We start from the raw sequence: 16074 nt of genomic DNA, 5'->3' as shown, positions 1-16074 counted from the left end.
CGATTTTGCACAGTGCTGTGTTTTTAATAAACAGTTGCAGCCACCTGGTATCTGCGACTCTCGTCTGCTCCATCCGCAAGGGACTTCACTGATAAGAGCGTACCTTCTCCCGAAGTTACGGTACCATTTTGCCTAGTTCCTTCACCCGAGTTCTCTCAAGCGCCTTGGTATTCTCTACCCGACCACCTGTGTCGGTTTGGGGTACGATTCCTTACAATCTGAAGCTTAGAGGCTTTTCCTGGAAGCATGGCATCAATGACTTCACTACCGTAGTAGCTCGACATCGTATCTCAGCGTTAATAAAGAGCCGGATTTACCTAACTCTTCCGCCTACGTACTTGAACCTGGACAACCGTCGCCAGGCCCACCTAGCCTTCTCCGTCCCCCCATCGCAATTGTAAGAAGTACGGGAATATTAACCCGTTTCCCATCGACTACGCCTTTCGGCCTCGCCTTAGGGGTCGACTTACCCTGCCCCGATTAACGTTGGACAGGAACCCTTGGTCTTCCGGCGAGGGAGTTTTTCACTCCCTTTATCGTTACTCATGTCAGCATTCGCACTTCTGATACCTCCAGCAGCCCTTACAGACCACCTTCAACGGCTTACAGAACGCTCCCCTACCCCACGCACATAAGTGCGTAGCCGCAGCTTCGGTGTATAGCTTAGCCCCGTTACATCTTCCGCGCAGGCCGACTCGACCAGTGAGCTATTACGCTTTCTTTAAATGRTGGCTGCTTCTAAGCCAACATCCTGGCTGTCTGAGCCTTCCCACATCGTTTCCCACTTAGCTATACTTTGGGACCTTAGCTGGCGGTCTGGGTTGTTTCCCTCTCCACGACGGACGTTAGCACCCGCCGTGTGTCTCCCGGATAGTACTTACTGGTATTCGGAGTTTGCAAAGGGTTGGTAAGTCGGGATGACCCCCTAGCCTTAACAGTGCTCTACCCCCAGTAGTATTCGTCCGAGGCGCTACCTAAATAGCTTTCGGGGAGAACCAGCTATCTCCAGGTTTGATTGGCCTTTCACCCCTAGCCACAAGTCATCCGCTAATTTTTCAACATTAGTCGGTTCGGTCCTCCAGTTGATGTTACTCAACCTTCAACCTGCCCATGGCTAGATCACCTGGTTTCGGGTCTAATCCTAGCAACTGTACGCCCAGTTAAGACTCGGTTTCCCTACGGCTCCCCTAAACGGTTAACCTTGCTACTAAAATTAAGTCGCTGACCCATTATACAAAAGGTACGCAGTCACACCACGAAGGTGCTCCTACTGCTTGTACGTACACGGTTTCAGGTTCTATTTCACTCCCCTCACAGGGGTTCTTTTCGCCTTTCCCTCACGGTACTGGTTCACTATCGGTCAGTCAGTAGTATTTAGCCTTGGAGGATGGTCCCCCCATATTCAGACAGGATATCACGTGTCCCGCCCTACTCGTTTTCACTGATCCACGAAGGTGCTCCTACTGCTTGTACGTACACGGTTTCAGGTTCTATTTCACTCCCCTCACAGGGGTTCTTTTCGCCTTTCCCTCACGGTACTGGTTCACTATCGGTCAGTCAGTAGTATTTAGCCTTGGAGGATGGTCCCCCCATATTCAGACAGGATATCACGTGTCCCGCCCTACTCGTTTTCACTGATGATGAGATGTCGAYTACGGGGCTATCACCCTTTATTGCGGCACTTTCCAGAGCCTTCRTCTGTCTCATTAAAAGCTTAAGGGCTAATCCAATTTCGCTCGCCGCTACTTTCGGAATCTCGGTTGATTTCTCTTCCTCGGGGTACTTAGATGTTTCAGTTCCCCCGGTTTGCCTCYTGTTGCTATGTATTCACAACAAGATACTTACTTATGTAAGTGGGTTTCCCCATTCAGGAATCCCAGACTCAAAAGGTTATTACTACCTAATCTGGGCTTATCGCAAGTTATTACGCCTTTCATCGCCTCTGACTGCCAAGGCATCCACCGTGTACGCTTAGTCACTTAACCATACAACCCGAAAGGGTTTCTATTTGCTTTCACTTTAAAAAGTGAAGACAAATAAACGTATGGCAACTAACCAAGGTTTTTGGTTGTCATCAAGAAGGGTTAATTCTTAATGACTGTTTGCCGGACTCAATTGTGAATCAAACTCAGTTTGATTATCAATCTGTGTGGACACTTATCGTGAATATCTTCGTATAAGGAGGTGATCCAGCCCCAGGTTCCCCTAGGGCTACCTTGTTACGACTTCACCCCAGTCATGAACCACAAAGTGGTGAGCGTCCTCCCCGAAAGGTTAAACTACCCACTTCTTTTGCAGCCCACTCCCATGGTGTGACGGGCGGTGTGTACAAGGCCCGGGAACGTATTCACCGTAGCATTCTGATCTACGATTACTAGCGATTCCGACTTCATGGAGTCGAGTTGCAGACTCCAATCCGGACTACGACGCACTTTTTGGGATTCGCTCACTCTCGCAAGTTCGCYGCCCTCTGTATGCGCCATTGTAGCACGTGTGTAGCCCTACTCGTAAGGGCCATGATGACTTGACGTCGTCCCCACCTTCCTCCGGTTTATCACCGGCAGTCTCCCTGGAGTTCCCGACATTACTCGCTGGCAAACAAGGATAAGGGTTGCGCTCGTTGCGGGACTTAACCCAACATTTCACAACACGAGCTGACGACAGCCATGCAGCACCTGTCTCAGAGCTCCCGAAGGCACACCTGCGTCTCCGCTGGCTTCTCTGGATGTCAAGAGTAGGTAAGGTTCTTCGCGTTGCATCGAATTAAACCACATGCTCCACCGCTTGTGCGGGCCCCCGTCAATTCATTTGAGTTTTAATCTTGCGACCGTACTCCCCAGGCGGTCTACTTAACGCGTTAGCTCCGAAAGCCACGGCTCAAGGCCACAACCTCCAAGTAGACATCGTTTACGGCGTGGACTACCAGGGTATCTAATCCTGTTTGCTCCCCACGCTTTCGCATCTGAGTGTCAGTATCTGTCCAGGGGGCCGCCTTCGCCACTGGTATTCCTTCAGATCTCTACGCATTTCACCGCTACACCTGAAATTCTACCCCCCTCTACAGTACTCTAGTTCACCAGTTTCAAATGCAGTTCCGAGGTTGAGCCCCGGGCTTTCACATCTGACTTAATGAACCACCTGCATGCGCTTTACGCCCAGTAATTCCGATTAACGCTCGCACCCTCCGTATTACCGCGGCTGCTGGCACGGAGTTAGCCGGTGCTTCTTCTGTTGCTAACGTCAAGAGAACCCGAAGGCCTTCTTCATACACGCGGCATGGCTGCATCAGGCTTGCGCCCATTGTGCAATATTCCCCACTGCTGCCTCCCGTAGGAGTCTGGACCGTGTCTCAGTTCCAGTGTGGCTGATCATCCTCTCAGACCAGCTAGGGATCGTCGCCTTGGTGAGCCATTACCTCACCAACTAGCTAATCCCACCTAGGCATATCTTGACGCGAGAGGCCCGAAGGTCCCCCTCTTTGACCCGTAGGCATTATGCGGTATTAGCCATCGTTTCCAATGGTTATCCCCCACATCAAGGCAATTTACTTTACAACCCGAAGGCCTTCTTCATACACGCGGCATGGCTGCATCAGGCTTGCGCCCATTGTGCAATATTCCCCACTGCTGCCTCCCGTAGGAGTCTGGACCGTGTCTCAGTTCCAGTGTGGCTGATCATCCTCTCAGACCAGCTAGGGATCGTCGCCTTGGTGAGCCATTACCTCACCAACTAGCTAATCCCACCTAGGCATATCTTGACGCGAGAGGCCCGAAGGTCCCCCTCTTTGGCCCGTAGGCATTATGCGGTATTAGCCATCGTTTCCAATGGTTATCCCCCACATCAAGGCAATTTCCTAGGCATTACTCACCCGTCCGCCGCTCGACGCCGTTATCGTCCCCCRAAGGTTCAGATAACTCGTTTCCGCTCGACTTGCATGTGTTAGGCCTGCCGCCAGCGTTCAATCTGAGCCATGATCAAACTCTTCAATTTAAGATTTTGTGACTCAACGAATACTGACTTCAAAACTAATATTCATTCGAAAATGWACATGTAATTCTAAAGCTATTACCCCTCTCTTCTTAAATAAATAGGAACAGAATGATAATGAATTGACTGTGCCAAATAACCCCTCTCTATTAAGAATAGTAATTATTCGTATTGGTCACTCAGTTCATTGAAATCATTTTGTTACCGAAGTAACTGTCATTACCTAAGTAATAACGTTTTGATATTCATCAACGAGTGCCCACACAGATTGATAGGTTTAAATTGTTAAAGAGCTTTGCTTATCGAAACTTTCTTTTTACAAAATAAGCATTGAAAGCGGACGTGAATTCTAACGATTTAATCTTAAGTGTCAAACACTTTTTAAAACTAATTTCTTTCGAACTTCCCGTCTTACTGATCACCGCTGAAGCCTTGTGGCGTCTGCCTTGTCAGTGAGGCGGCATTATAGAGATCATCGAAAACATGGCAACCCCTTTTTTGATAAAAACTCAAAAAACTTGTTTAAGTGTTTACTTTTACGTCAAAAGACTCTTTTGTCGCTCAAATCTCATACAATAACAGGTATATTCCTCAAAACTTTGTGATTAAATCTCTCGAAAAGGTTTCTATATCTAACTCTATACCCCATTTTTTACTAAACTCTACGATGTTATCCAGAGAATGCTGCACCGTCGTTATCGTCAATGTGTTGTTATCTAGTTCGTATACTTGTTTTTGTGTGGTGTAGTAGAAGTAAAGAATGACCAACGCATCTTGGTCGCCTTGATCAGCTTTCGGTTGAATTCGTTTTAGCTTTCGATAGATTTGATTATGGGTTTGTTTAAGGTTCCACACGTACACTGCTTCCTTGAAGTATTCATGTCCTTTTACACGACTCGTAATAAAAGCGTTTACCGCTACAGACAAGAGCACTCCAAGCACGTTTAAATGGAAATTGCCCGTTGATTCACCAGCAATTGAATTTGTTGTGCCAAATAAGTCAATCAGGATGGTACCGAATGCGATTGCAAACACTGCAAGTGATCCAACTAAAGCAACCAACAATAAGTTCATCTTCTTTCTGTATTCTTCTTTATCTATTTTCTGTAATTTCATCGACTACTTCCTTCTGCAAGTCACCTAATAATTTGCGCATACTATCTATGTAAACAATCGGTCGCTTCAACCTATACCATCTTGTAATGTGGTCATTCTCTATTTAATACGTTGAGTTCCTCAAGTTAGCGCTATAAGCAACTCTATTTGACTTCATTAATAGAAAAGAGTTACATACCGCCACAATTTTGGTTATTCAACAATTCATGTTGCTAAAGCTTGTTTCGCTTTATCACATTCTGACAAGGTACATTCTATGCGTTCATTTGTATTACGCGCTCGCGCAGCCCCTACAGAGAGCAAACTTATCTTAGAAGGCGTTGGGCAAGATGCTCATACTGAGATTCTGGCTCATACTCTGATGAACACGATCTTCGTTGCCCAGTCTCACCGCGAGAATGTCACCGTACACCTTGTATTAGAAAGTACTAAAGACTTTTCACGTACAATTACATTCGATTCAAACGAGATCACCAACATTGGTGGTTTCCATGAGTCTGCACTGTTGTCATCGGTAGTAAGAGCGGTTGACGCTTCTCAAGGTATGACTAAAGAGCAGACATGTCAGGTTGAACCAGGCATCACTGTTCGTACTATGAGTTTTGAGAAGTTGGTTAAAGAGCTAGCAGAAGACCACCAGCTATACATGATGGATAAGAAAGGCGACTTTATCCGTGATACAGAGATTGCTGAAAACCCATGTTTCCTTCTAACTGACCATATCCCTATGCCGAAGAAAAGCTACAACAGCTTAAAGCGCTTAGGGACAGAAAAAATCAGCTTAGGCCCGAATATGCTGTTTGCTTCTCAGTGTGTTGTGTTGATCAATAATGAACTAGACATTCGCGGTTTCTAATCTCCGAACTAATAGTCTCAACGCAAAAAGAGCTCAACTAAGTGAGCTCTTTTAATAGTCTATCTCTTGGTATCTGCGGTCTTATCTCAGAAGCAAGCCTGATTAACCAAAGATAAAGCTGTATAGGAAGCCTGCACCCATCGCCATGCTTAAGATAACGAATAGGAATGCTGCGATCATTTGGTTCTTGAAGATTGACTTAAGTAGGATAACTTCCGTCAAACTTGCGCCCGCACTACCAATGATCAATGCCATTACTGACCCCAAGGCCATACCTTTTTGCACTAAGGCTGCACTCAGTGGAATCACAGCTTCAGCACGTATATACAGTGGAATACCAATTACAGCTGCGATTGGAATTGCGTACCACTTGCCTTCACCTGCATATTCAGCAATCAGGTCAGTTGGAATGTAGCCATAGATCAATGAACCAATTGCGATACCCATCATCAAGTAAGGGAACACTTGTTTGAAGTCTTTCCAAGTTGAGAACCAAATTCTTACCCAGCGACTAGGTTCTTTCTCCTCAACCACTGTTGCTGTCTCTGTACCGTCAGCCGAGCAGCATGATACTTCTATTTTCGGTTCTGCTTTCTTAGGATCAGAATCACCACAACTGGTACCACAGCTTGAAGATGAACCTGTTGATTCATAAGCTTCTGCTTTTACGTAACGCTCAAAGCCTAGTTTCTCCAGTGTGTAACCTGCTACTACTGATACCGTCATTGCGACTAAGAAGTAGAACGCTGCCACTTGCCATCCGAAGGTAATCACGAACAAACCAATGATCACTGGGTTCAATAGTGGACTACCAAATAGGAACACCATCATTGGACCAAAACCCGCTCGTGCACGCAGCAAACCTTTTAGGAAAGGAATCGTCGAACATGAACAGAAAGGTGTAATCGCTCCCAATAGTGCTGCAATCACATAGCCCTTACCGTTACGTGAGCTCAAGATAGATTGAATCTTCTCGGGCGTAAGGAACTCTTGAAGAATCCCAACTATGTAGCTAATTGCCAAGAAAAGGATGATGAGTTCTACTGCTAAGAAAGCGAACATATCCAGCGCGTCTTTTAGCATTGTTAACATTTCATTGCTCATAATTAACTCCAAACAGGATTGAAGGTCGAACTCTATGAGGAAAGTACCCGACCCTTCATTTCGAACATTCTCGAATTATAGAAATAAATGGTTGCAGATCAAGTTTTATTTCGATAAAAATCGAAATGATTTTTAAACCGAAAGACTTTCAATAACTTACGTATTCACTGTTTTTAGATTTGAATTCGACACTCATTTCGACTATTATCGAAATTAAATCTTAAGGAGTTAATATGAACTTAGAAGTCGTAGCAAAAGCACTTAAAGAGTTAGGCCACCCTATTCGCCTAACCATTTATAAGAGTGTCGTTAAAGCTGGCTATCAAGGCATTGCAGTTGGCGGCCTACAAGAAGAGCTAGGCATTCCTGGTTCTACCTTGTCTCACCACATTTCAAGCTTGGCGTCTGCGGGCCTGATCAGCCAAAGACGAGAAGGAAGAACTCTGTTCTGCGTGGCAGAGTATGAGTGCTTGGAAGGCGTGATTGATTTCTTACAAGACGAGTGTTGCGTGAATGAACAGTGCAATTAATGCATCTTTGAACACAATAATGGGCTACACATCAGTAATCCAATATTATTCATTTATATCTCAAGCTAGAAACTACTTGCGTTCGATGCTATCCAGTACATTGAATCTGTGATTTAAATACAACAAAGCCAGCAATTAATGCTGGCTTTGTTGTTCTCATAATCTGTAAATCACTTTGCTTAAGCGAACCTAGTGCTTGCGCGAACTTAGCTACGCTGCTTCCGCTTTTACCACGGGTTGATAGCGCCCTGGCTTATGATTCATTGCTAGAATCAAGTTGGTAACTATCGCACCAAGTACAGACAGAAGAACCAGTGACACATCAACAATGAACAGAGAAAGCACAACAATCGTGCAATCCAGTGCCATCTGAACTTTACCCGCTCGAATACCAAAACGTTCTTGTAAGAACAGCGCCAGAATGTTGAAGCCGCCTAAGCTCATCTTATGACGGAAAATCACTAACATGCCGGTACCAATCAAGCCACTACCAAGCAAAGCTGCATACAATGCATGGATTTCGGCAATTTGAATCACGTGATACAAGTGATCTACGGCAAACGAAACAATCGAAACGGCAATAAAGGTATTGATGGTAAAACGCCAGCCCATACGTGCAACCGACAAAATATAGAAAGGTAAGTTGAGCGCGAAGAACACTTGGCCAAAGCTTAGGTCTGTTACCTTGGTAATGAAGATTGCTAGACCAGCCGTGCCTCCGGTGAGCAAACCGACTTGATTGAAAAAGATAACGCCGAGTGAAACCAGTGCGCTACCTAAGATCAGTGCCAGTAAGTTTTCGCGAAGGTTATGATCTTTATCCATGTGAATGACTCTCCCTGAATCATTTAACATCGTGTTTCAGTCATGTTGAAACGATTTACGCCCAAACTTACGATGTTTAACAGATAAGTCGAGCGAACGCGTAATGTTACTTAGTGATTAGTTTGTACATTAGTTTTTACAGATTTGTGAAAACCCCAATTAAACAGATATTTACAACTATGGATTTGGACATCGATTCTTAAATACATACTTCTATCTAATAACCAACGAGCTTCGAGTTTTGTCATTTATTGAATACATCTTGTCCCGATTCTAACCCAGTAATAATCTATGCATAAAACGCATAGACTACATCACAAACTGTCATTTGATACATAACTTACTCATCACTATGATGCGTGGCTTCTTACAACATTGAGCGCATGTAAACACCGTATGTTTTCACAATCTCTTTTTGCCCAACTTGCCAGAATGACGCTATTTCTCGTCATTAGTTTGGTTATTGTACATCACAGTCAACCATTGATTGATCTCTTTGCTCAGCATGCCGTAAGCAGTGGGTGCCACCAGCAATTAGCCCATGAGCATTCTGGGCACGAACACCACCATGAGATGACTGACCAACATGTGTCATCGCAAGACCATTCACATCACCACCATTAATTTAAGAGTATTAGAATGAGCATTTTCCGTTTTCCTTTACTGGTATGGTTTGGGATAGGCACACTTATTATCAGTCTAGGAATCAGACAATCATTCGGCATTTTCATGATGCCAATTTCAGAGCATTTCGGCACAGGTCGCGAGTTTTTCAGCTTCGCGATTGCGCTGCAAAACCTATTGTTTGGCGTGTTCCAACCTTTTGTTGGTATGGCCGCTGACAAATGGGGAGCAAGGCGCATCATTATCGCTGGTGCGTGTGCTTACGGTTTGGGTTTACTTCTTACCTCAATTTCTACCGAATCGAGTATGCTTTGCGTTTCACTGGGTGCTCTCGTTGGCCTTGGATTAAGTGCGACAAGTTATGTGATCGTACTTGGTGCAGTCGCTAAAGTTGTACCAGCAGAGCACGCGGCTAAAGCGTTTGGCTTAACCACGGCTGCAGGTTCATTTGGTATGTTCGCGGTCATTCCAGGCGCACAATACATGCTGAACGAGTTTGATTGGCAGAGTGCGATGCAAATGTTTGGCCTACTTTGTTGTTTGATGATCTCTTTTGCGCTGTTCATGCGAGCGCCAAAAGCAGCCTCAAACAAACAAGCGCAGGCTGAAAAGAACCAAACACTGAAAGAAGCATTATCTGAAGCGTTTGCTCACAAAGGTTACTGGTTGATTCACGCAGGCTTCTTTGTATGTGGCTTCCACGTAATGTTTATCGCGACACACTTACCAAGCTACTTAGCAGACAAAGACCTACCAGCGAGCAGCGCTGCGATGGCACTGGCTTACGTTGGCATCTTCAACATCTTCGGATCTTACTTCTGGGGTGTGATGGGCGACAAGTTCAGCAAACGCCACGTTATGTCTGCACTGTACTTAGTGCGTACTGTGGTTATCGGTGCGTTTGTCACTCTACCTGTAACTGAGTCAACCGCGGCTATCTTCGGTGCGGCAATTGGCTTCTGTTGGTTGGGTACGGTTCCGCTAACTTCTGGCTTAGTTCATCAGATCTTTGGTGCACGTTATCTATCTACTTTGTACGGTTTGGTGTTCTTTACTCACCAAGTGGGTAGCTTCTTAGGCGCCTGGGTTGGTGGTCGTATTTACGATTATTACGGTTCTTACGAGCCAATCTGGTGGTCAACGGTAGTATTGGCATTTGCCGCAGCGCTTATCCATTTACCCATCAATGACAAACCCATCGAGCAAGTGAAATTGGCAATGGTTTAACGTTTTATGCTGACTCCCCCCACTAGCGTAAACAACAAGTCATTCCAATAAAGCGAGTACGTATTGAAATAAGGCATTCAGATGATATACTCATTCGCTTTTTTGTTAGTTGTTATTTCATCAGTTAAAACGGTCGATACTTGAATAAACCTCACGGAATAATAAGACTATCCTTTTCGTTTTAATTTATAGTTCCCACTCGCTCATTTAAAACTCATCCGCATGCTTATGGAATACATAGATCAGACTGTCCTTATCGCAATGGGACTCATTTTTATCGGCTCGTTTGTGCAAACCGCAATCGGCTTTGGTTTGGCTATTGTTGCTGCCCCATTTCTGTTTTTGGTCTCTCCAGAATATGTACCTGCGCCTATCTGTTTAATTGGCCTATTTATCTCGTTATTCAACGCTTTTAAATATCGAGCAAACATATCTATTGGCGGGTTAAAAATTGCATTGTTAGGACGTATTCCGGGGTCACTGGCAGGCGGTACTCTGTTGGTGATGGTTTCAACGAGCGTATTATCATTATGGTTAGGCTTATTAGTGGTATTTGCCGTGATTGTTAGCCTACTACCATTTAGACTCAAACCAACCCCAATTAAAATGGGTATTGCGGGGTTCTTCTCTGGATTCTTTGGTACCAGTTCTGGTATTGGTGGCCCACCGATGGCGCTACTACTGCAGCATCAAGATGCCAACCAGCTTCGTGGCAACCTGTCTGCCTTTTTCGTGTTTAGCTCGATCATTTCATTGGTTGTGCAGATCCCAATTGGCTTCTTCACGATGCACCATTTGATTATTACCATACCTTTGCTGCCTGCAGCTTGGCTGGGTTATAAAGCGGCCTTGATGACGACACAAAGTCTCCCTAAAGAGAAGATACGCATCGGTTCTTTACTGCTTTGTTCTATCAGTGGATTTACTGCAATTTGGCAGGGCTTAGCCGGCTAGTTATTTGGATAAAGACGGGAAGAAGCACAAGGCTATAAACCAGTTCCTTATTTTGCTTCGCGTGGAATGAAGTGAATTCAGCTGTTCGAGCGCACACCAGAAAGGAATGAGGCATTGAAATACTACCTCACTGAATCTCACTGAATCGTCTTTCTGGGACTAACAAAAAGGAAATAAGCAGAACTCGGACTCAATCAATAGCCAGATCTTCCGCTTATTGAACGAGAATTAATTTATTTTGTGAGCTAAGCTATTCGTAAAAAATTACTCAATTCTCAGAAATCTGGTCAATAAGGGCTCTATTTTTTCCGTTGATAACACTGGCACCAATAGATAAATTAAACTAGCAAAAGCAATAGACGCCGCTATGTCTTCAGGACGGTGCATGCCAAGCCAAACGCGGCTATACGCCACACCACCAGCCCACGCTAACATGCCACCTACAAGGTAAAAACGCTTCGCTTCTAAGAACAACCCGCCAAAGAATGCTAAGCAAACACCAACGAAAATCATGTGTCCTGATGGAAATGAATAGTCAGTTTCGCCAAGCCAATGACGCGTTCGCCATTCGCTGACCTTACCTTCGACTGACTCAATGGCAACGTTCTTTTCTTCTAGTGGCAATTCATAAAACAACTCCGGCATATCAACCACTTCTTGGGTAACCAAGTACTCAGTATATGGGCGTGGACTCTCCGTTGATGATTTAAGAAATGTCTTCGCAGCAAAACTTAACACCAATAAAACACCGATCTGCAAACAAAGACTCACTAACTTTGCTTTTGAGAACTTTAATGTCAGCACCAATAAAGAGAGAACCGCGAGTGTGATTAGGAACCCTTGATTACCCGCTGAATAAGTCACGAATGTCATCACAGCACCATAGAAAGGCAATACGGCACTTCCAAGGTCGAAATGAGATCCAAAGATCAAAAAGGGAACGAGAGAATACAAGCTTAAAACGAGCAGCAGTAAGCCTTTGGATTTGTTAGAGAACAGAGAAGTCATGGCTAAGATCTTTTGGATAAAGTGGTCGGATGCTACCGTAGCTTAACACCGCTAATATCAATTTTATGTAAAAACGGTCAGTAAGACGTCATAGCGCAATAAACTTCACTTATTCGAGTCCCTTTATTATTGGTTAAGTGAAACACCGTACTGCAACCTATCAGCAGCAACACCCTTATTTTACATTCCAACAGCAAATGGCGGGAACCAAGCTAGCCCATAATAAAGCCCTCTGCCTGCGTTCTGCTGACAAAGTGAACACTTACCGGTTTAAAAGCGCTGAATCTAAAAAACTTTGCTGTCAGTCCTTTAAATCCAGTATTGAAAGGATTACCATCTGCCTGCTTTCATAGCAAAACAGATTATTAATTTTTATTCTCAGGGCGGGGCGAAATTCCCCACCGGCGGTATGTCCTTAGTAAAATCTAAAGATAAGCCCGCGAGCGCTCGATTCGTCGAGGTCAGCAGATCTGGTGAGATGCCAGAGCCGACGGTTATAGTCCGGATGAGAGAGAATGGAAACACACTCGTTTAAGTTGGAAAGGCGTACCTGTTTATTGGGTTCATGCCTCCAACTCAGACGTGTGCATTTCGTTTTGGATAAAACCATGATGAACCGACTTGTAATGAGTTGGTTTTGTCGTGCTCGTTGAGATCCCTCATACAGCCCTGATTCTGGTGATATTTTAGGAGTTTAACCATGAATCAGTCTTCACTACTTGCCGAATTTGGCGAACCAATCACTCGTGTTGAAAACGCACTGCAAGCTCTGCGCGAAGGTCGTGGCGTACTTTTACTTGACGATGAAGATCGTGAGAACGAAGGCGACATCATCTACTCAGTAGAACACCTAACTAATGCTCAAATGGCACTTATGATCCGTGAATGCAGTGGTATCGTGTGTCTTTGCCTAACTGATGAGCAAGCTAACCAACTTGACCTTCCACCTATGGTTGTCGATAACAACAGCGCAAACCAAACTGCGTTTACTGTGACTATTGAAGCGAAAGTTGGCGTAACAACAGGCGTTTCTGCCGCTGACCGTGTAACTACGATCAAAGCAGCTGCAAACCCAACAGCTAAACCTACTGACCTTGCTCGCCCTGGTCACGTATTCCCATTACGTGCTCGCAAAGGTGGTGTACTAGCTCGCCGCGGTCACACAGAAGGTACCGTGGACCTAATGCAAATGGCAGGTCTTCAACCAGCTGGTGTATTGTGTGAAGTCACTAACCCAGATGGCACAATGGCAAAAGCGCCAGAGATCGTGGCTTTCGGCAAACTTCACAACATGCCAGTACTGACCATTGAAGACATGGTGATGTACCGCACTGAGTTCGACCTTAAGCTTGCTTAACATGTAGTTTAATCTCTAATGCTAAGCACTTAGCACATAAGATAACGAAACTCAAAAATGAATATTGAAGGCCTTACTCTTACTGCTTTTTATAGTTAAAAGCATATAAGGGTTGAGGCCTTTTTAATTTCCATAGCTTGAAACGAGCCAGAAATGGATCGCCAAAGTGTCTCTATTTACCGAAACCTCCCCAACCTATCTTTAGTAAAGCGTAACCTCTCAAAAAGTCCTGCAAGTTATGAGAAACATTCACTCGAATGGTGAAGTTATGCACCAACTTTGATCATCCAAGAACAGCGCAGCACCATAAGACATTGAAATATATAAATTGTTAATTCTGGCACAGTGTCTGCACTACCACTAAATAGGTATTCAGGTATTGGAGGTTGAATATGTTTGTAGTTATTTCAGTGGGTTTATCTTCGGGATTCTAGATAAGCAAATGTTCAACGAACTGCCACCAAGAGTGGTATACCAAGTCACTCCATTTGGCGAGAGGTTCTTACTGATTCTGGATCAGCTAGAAAGCCTACAAAACGAAATCGACGAAATGTAAGTTCAAGCCAGCCCAACTACTACCAAAAATGGAAGATAGTAAAGACAGCAAACATACTTAGCTCACTGGCATTTGCTCAAAGCGACTTTTCACAAAATCAATAAAGGTTCTAATCCGGCTTGGTTGATAGCGGTCTCGATGGTAGATCGCTGAAAAGTCCACTTTAGGTACCACCCAGTCATCAAACACCTGTACTAATTGCCCATCATTCAGTTCTTGTAAGCAATAGATCGTAGGTACACGAATAATCCCATTACCCGACTTCGCACCTTGCACCAACACTCGGCCATTTTTACATTGCAGCCTACCCGTCACATGCACATCGAGTGTTTTCTTGGTGTCATCAAGCGCTTGAAAACTCCATTTACGCACCGAGCCGGTTAAGCAGTCGTGATGGATCAACTCTTTTGGGTGGTTAGGCTTTCCTTTGCGAGCAAAATACTCAGGGCTCGCGAGTGTTCCCATCTCTATGTCCAATAGCTTCCTCGCAACAAAGCCCGCATCTTCAAGGCTCCCCATACGAAAAGCGATATCGAAAGCGTCTTCAATCAAGTCGACTCGGTTACTACTGAAATCAAGGCTTATGCTGATATCGGGATAGAGCTGCATAAACTCATTGACCAGATCAGCAATGATCACTTCACCTAAATAACCGCCAACACAGTTGACTTTGATGTCACCGCGTACCTCTTCGACATCATCAACCGCAGCAATCAAGGCTTGGTCTATATTATCTAAGGCTTGTTCACATCTCGTGTACAGATCTTGCCCTGCGTGAGTCAGCCTCAAGGTTCGAGTAGTGCGGATAAACAGCGTTACACCCATCTGCTTTTCTAGGCTACTCACCTGGCGTGATACATGGGAGCGTGACACATCGAGCTCTTCAGCGGCTTTAGTAAAGTTGCCCAATCGAGCAATAAGCACGAAGGAACGAATATCAGACAGGTTAATTTGATTGAGCATAGCCGCCAACTTACTTGTGAAATTAAAAGAGATGAAGCAATAAGGTGAACATCTTTATTGTTGCACCACAGCAACAGTGTTTCAAGTAAAGCTCTATATATCAACAATTCTATTTTCCTTAATATACCTCCATCGCAACGAAGCAAGGCAACAAGCACTTGATTCGAATGCACTTAAACAGTACGTCGTAGCCAACCGACGCAATAAAAGTACAGAGGAAATAAAATGAAAAAACTAATCGTAATTACAGGTGCAAGCTCTGGTATTGGTGAAGCAATCGCTCGTCGTCTTAGCGATGAAGGTCACCCTCTGCTACTTCTAGCTCGTCGTATTGATCGCCTTGAAGCTCTTAACCTACCAAACTCACTATCTGTGAAAGTAGATGTAACAGACAAAGCATCTTTTGATGCAGCTATCGCACAAGGTGAAGAGAAATTCGGCCCTGTAGATGCGCTTATCAATAACGCTGGTGCAATGCTTCTTGGTCAAATCGATACTCAAGACGCTCAAGAATGGAAGACAATGTTCGATGTAAACGTAATCGGCCTTCTAAACGGCATGCAGTCTGTACTTGCTCCAATGATGGAACGCAACACAGGTACTATCATCAACATCAGCTCAATCGCGGGTAAGAAAACATTCCCGAACCACGCAGCTTACTGTGGTACTAAGTTCGCTGTACACGCTATTTCTGAAAACGTTCGTGAAGAAGTTGCCGCTTCAAATGTTCGTGTTACTACTATCGCACCGGGTGCTGTTGAGACTGAACTACTGTCTCACACAACATCTCAAGAGATCAAAGACGGTTACGATTCTTGGAAAGAAGACATGGGCGGTGTGTTGTCAGCTGACGACATTGCTCGCGCAGTATCGTTCGCTTACCAACAGCCACAAAACGTATGTATCCGTGAAATCGCTCTAGCACCAACTAAGCAACAGCCATAGGTCTTTGCTGTCGCTACTAAAC

At 44.7% G+C, this 16074-nt stretch carries 12 protein-coding genes, 2 rRNA genes, 2 pseudogenes and 1 riboswitch; of the genes and pseudogenes, 9 read left to right on the top strand and 7 right to left on the bottom strand.

Annotated features, from left to right (window positions below; translation table 11 throughout):
- The 3 genes from L1D11_RS15420 to L1D11_RS15410 form a co-directional block, all read right to left on the bottom strand.
- Window positions 1-1985, bottom strand: a 23S ribosomal RNA gene (locus L1D11_RS15420); the annotation flags it as partial.
- A gap of 192 nt (window positions 1986-2177) precedes the next feature.
- Window positions 2178-3990 (bottom strand): 16S ribosomal RNA (locus L1D11_RS15415).
- Between the two features lie 588 nt (window positions 3991-4578).
- Entirely contained in the window at window positions 4579-5103 is a 525-nt protein-coding gene (locus tag L1D11_RS15410) for a DUF3087 family protein (RefSeq protein WP_239831956.1), read from the bottom strand.
- 256 nt (window positions 5104-5359) lie between these two features.
- On the opposite strand from L1D11_RS15410, the gene trmY reads away from it, so the two are divergent.
- Window positions 5360-5959: a tRNA (pseudouridine(54)-N(1))-methyltransferase TrmY gene (trmY, locus tag L1D11_RS15405; protein WP_239831955.1), complete on the top strand. Its 600-nt coding sequence runs from the start codon at window positions 5360-5362 to the stop codon at window positions 5957-5959.
- 102 nt (window positions 5960-6061) lie between these two features.
- Here the strand turns inward: trmY and L1D11_RS15400 are convergent, their stop codons facing one another.
- Entirely contained in the window at window positions 6062-7063 is a 1002-nt protein-coding gene (locus tag L1D11_RS15400; protein ID WP_239831954.1) for a permease, read from the bottom strand.
- A gap of 233 nt (window positions 7064-7296) precedes the next feature.
- Between L1D11_RS15400 and L1D11_RS15395 the strand changes: the two genes are divergently transcribed.
- Window positions 7297-7593 carry a metalloregulator ArsR/SmtB family transcription factor gene (locus L1D11_RS15395; protein WP_004733042.1) on the top strand — a complete coding sequence of 99 codons (297 nt, stop codon included), beginning with the start codon at window positions 7297-7299 and terminating at the stop codon, window positions 7591-7593.
- Between the two features lie 210 nt (window positions 7594-7803).
- Here L1D11_RS15395 and L1D11_RS15390 read toward each other — a convergent pair whose 3' ends face one another.
- Window positions 7804-8418, bottom strand: a complete 615-nt coding sequence (locus L1D11_RS15390; protein WP_239831953.1) for a YitT family protein — start codon at window positions 8416-8418, stop codon at window positions 7804-7806.
- A 396-nt stretch (window positions 8419-8814) separates the two neighbouring features.
- Here L1D11_RS15390 and L1D11_RS15385 point away from each other — a divergent pair, with 396 nt between their 5' ends.
- The 4 genes and pseudogenes from L1D11_RS15385 to L1D11_RS15370 all read left to right on the top strand — a co-directional run.
- A complete protein-coding gene (locus L1D11_RS15385) occupies window positions 8815-9042 on the top strand; it encodes a hypothetical protein (RefSeq protein WP_239831952.1) in 228 nt (75 codons plus the stop codon).
- Between the two features lie 15 nt (window positions 9043-9057).
- Window positions 9058-10269: an MFS transporter gene (locus L1D11_RS15380; RefSeq protein WP_239831951.1), complete on the top strand. Its 1212-nt coding sequence runs from the start codon at window positions 9058-9060 to the stop codon at window positions 10267-10269.
- Between the two features lie 228 nt (window positions 10270-10497).
- Window positions 10498-11223: a sulfite exporter TauE/SafE family protein gene (locus L1D11_RS15375; RefSeq protein WP_239831950.1), complete on the top strand. Its 726-nt coding sequence runs from the start codon at window positions 10498-10500 to the stop codon at window positions 11221-11223.
- Window positions 11224-11238: 15 nt separating this feature from the next.
- A pseudogene (locus L1D11_RS15370) lies at window positions 11239-11367 on the top strand (MmcQ/YjbR family DNA-binding protein); the annotation flags it as partial.
- A 120-nt stretch (window positions 11368-11487) separates the two neighbouring features.
- Here L1D11_RS15370 and L1D11_RS15365 read toward each other — a convergent pair.
- A complete protein-coding gene (locus L1D11_RS15365; protein WP_239831949.1) occupies window positions 11488-12231 on the bottom strand; it encodes a phosphatase PAP2 family protein in 744 nt (247 codons plus the stop codon).
- Between the two features lie 370 nt (window positions 12232-12601).
- Window positions 12602-12752, top strand: a riboswitch (FMN riboswitch).
- A gap of 179 nt (window positions 12753-12931) precedes the next feature.
- On the opposite strand from L1D11_RS15365, the gene ribB reads away from it, so the two are divergent.
- Together ribB and L1D11_RS15355 are read left to right on the top strand one after the other, a co-directional pair.
- Window positions 12932-13588 carry a 3,4-dihydroxy-2-butanone-4-phosphate synthase gene (ribB, locus tag L1D11_RS15360; protein WP_239831948.1) on the top strand — a complete coding sequence of 219 codons (657 nt, stop codon included), beginning with the start codon at window positions 12932-12934 and terminating at the stop codon, window positions 13586-13588.
- 421 nt (window positions 13589-14009) lie between these two features.
- Window positions 14010-14144, top strand: a pseudogene (locus L1D11_RS15355) (winged helix-turn-helix transcriptional regulator); the annotation flags it as partial.
- A gap of 57 nt (window positions 14145-14201) precedes the next feature.
- Here L1D11_RS15355 and L1D11_RS15350 read toward each other — a convergent pair.
- Window positions 14202-15107, bottom strand: coding sequence for a LysR family transcriptional regulator (locus L1D11_RS15350; RefSeq protein ID WP_239831947.1), 906 nt, complete (start codon window positions 15105-15107; stop codon window positions 14202-14204).
- Window positions 15108-15332: 225 nt separating this feature from the next.
- Here L1D11_RS15350 and L1D11_RS15345 point away from each other — a divergent pair, with 225 nt between their 5' ends.
- On the top strand, window positions 15333-16052 hold the full coding sequence (locus L1D11_RS15345) for an SDR family oxidoreductase (protein WP_239831946.1): 720 nt from the start codon (window positions 15333-15335) through the stop codon (window positions 16050-16052).
- Window positions 16053-16074 lie beyond the last annotated feature (22 nt).

The organism is Vibrio sp. Isolate32, from assembly GCF_022397955.1.
Classification (GTDB): Bacteria; Pseudomonadota; Gammaproteobacteria; order Enterobacterales; family Vibrionaceae; genus Vibrio.
This window is presented reverse-complemented; position numbering and strand designations above follow the sequence as displayed.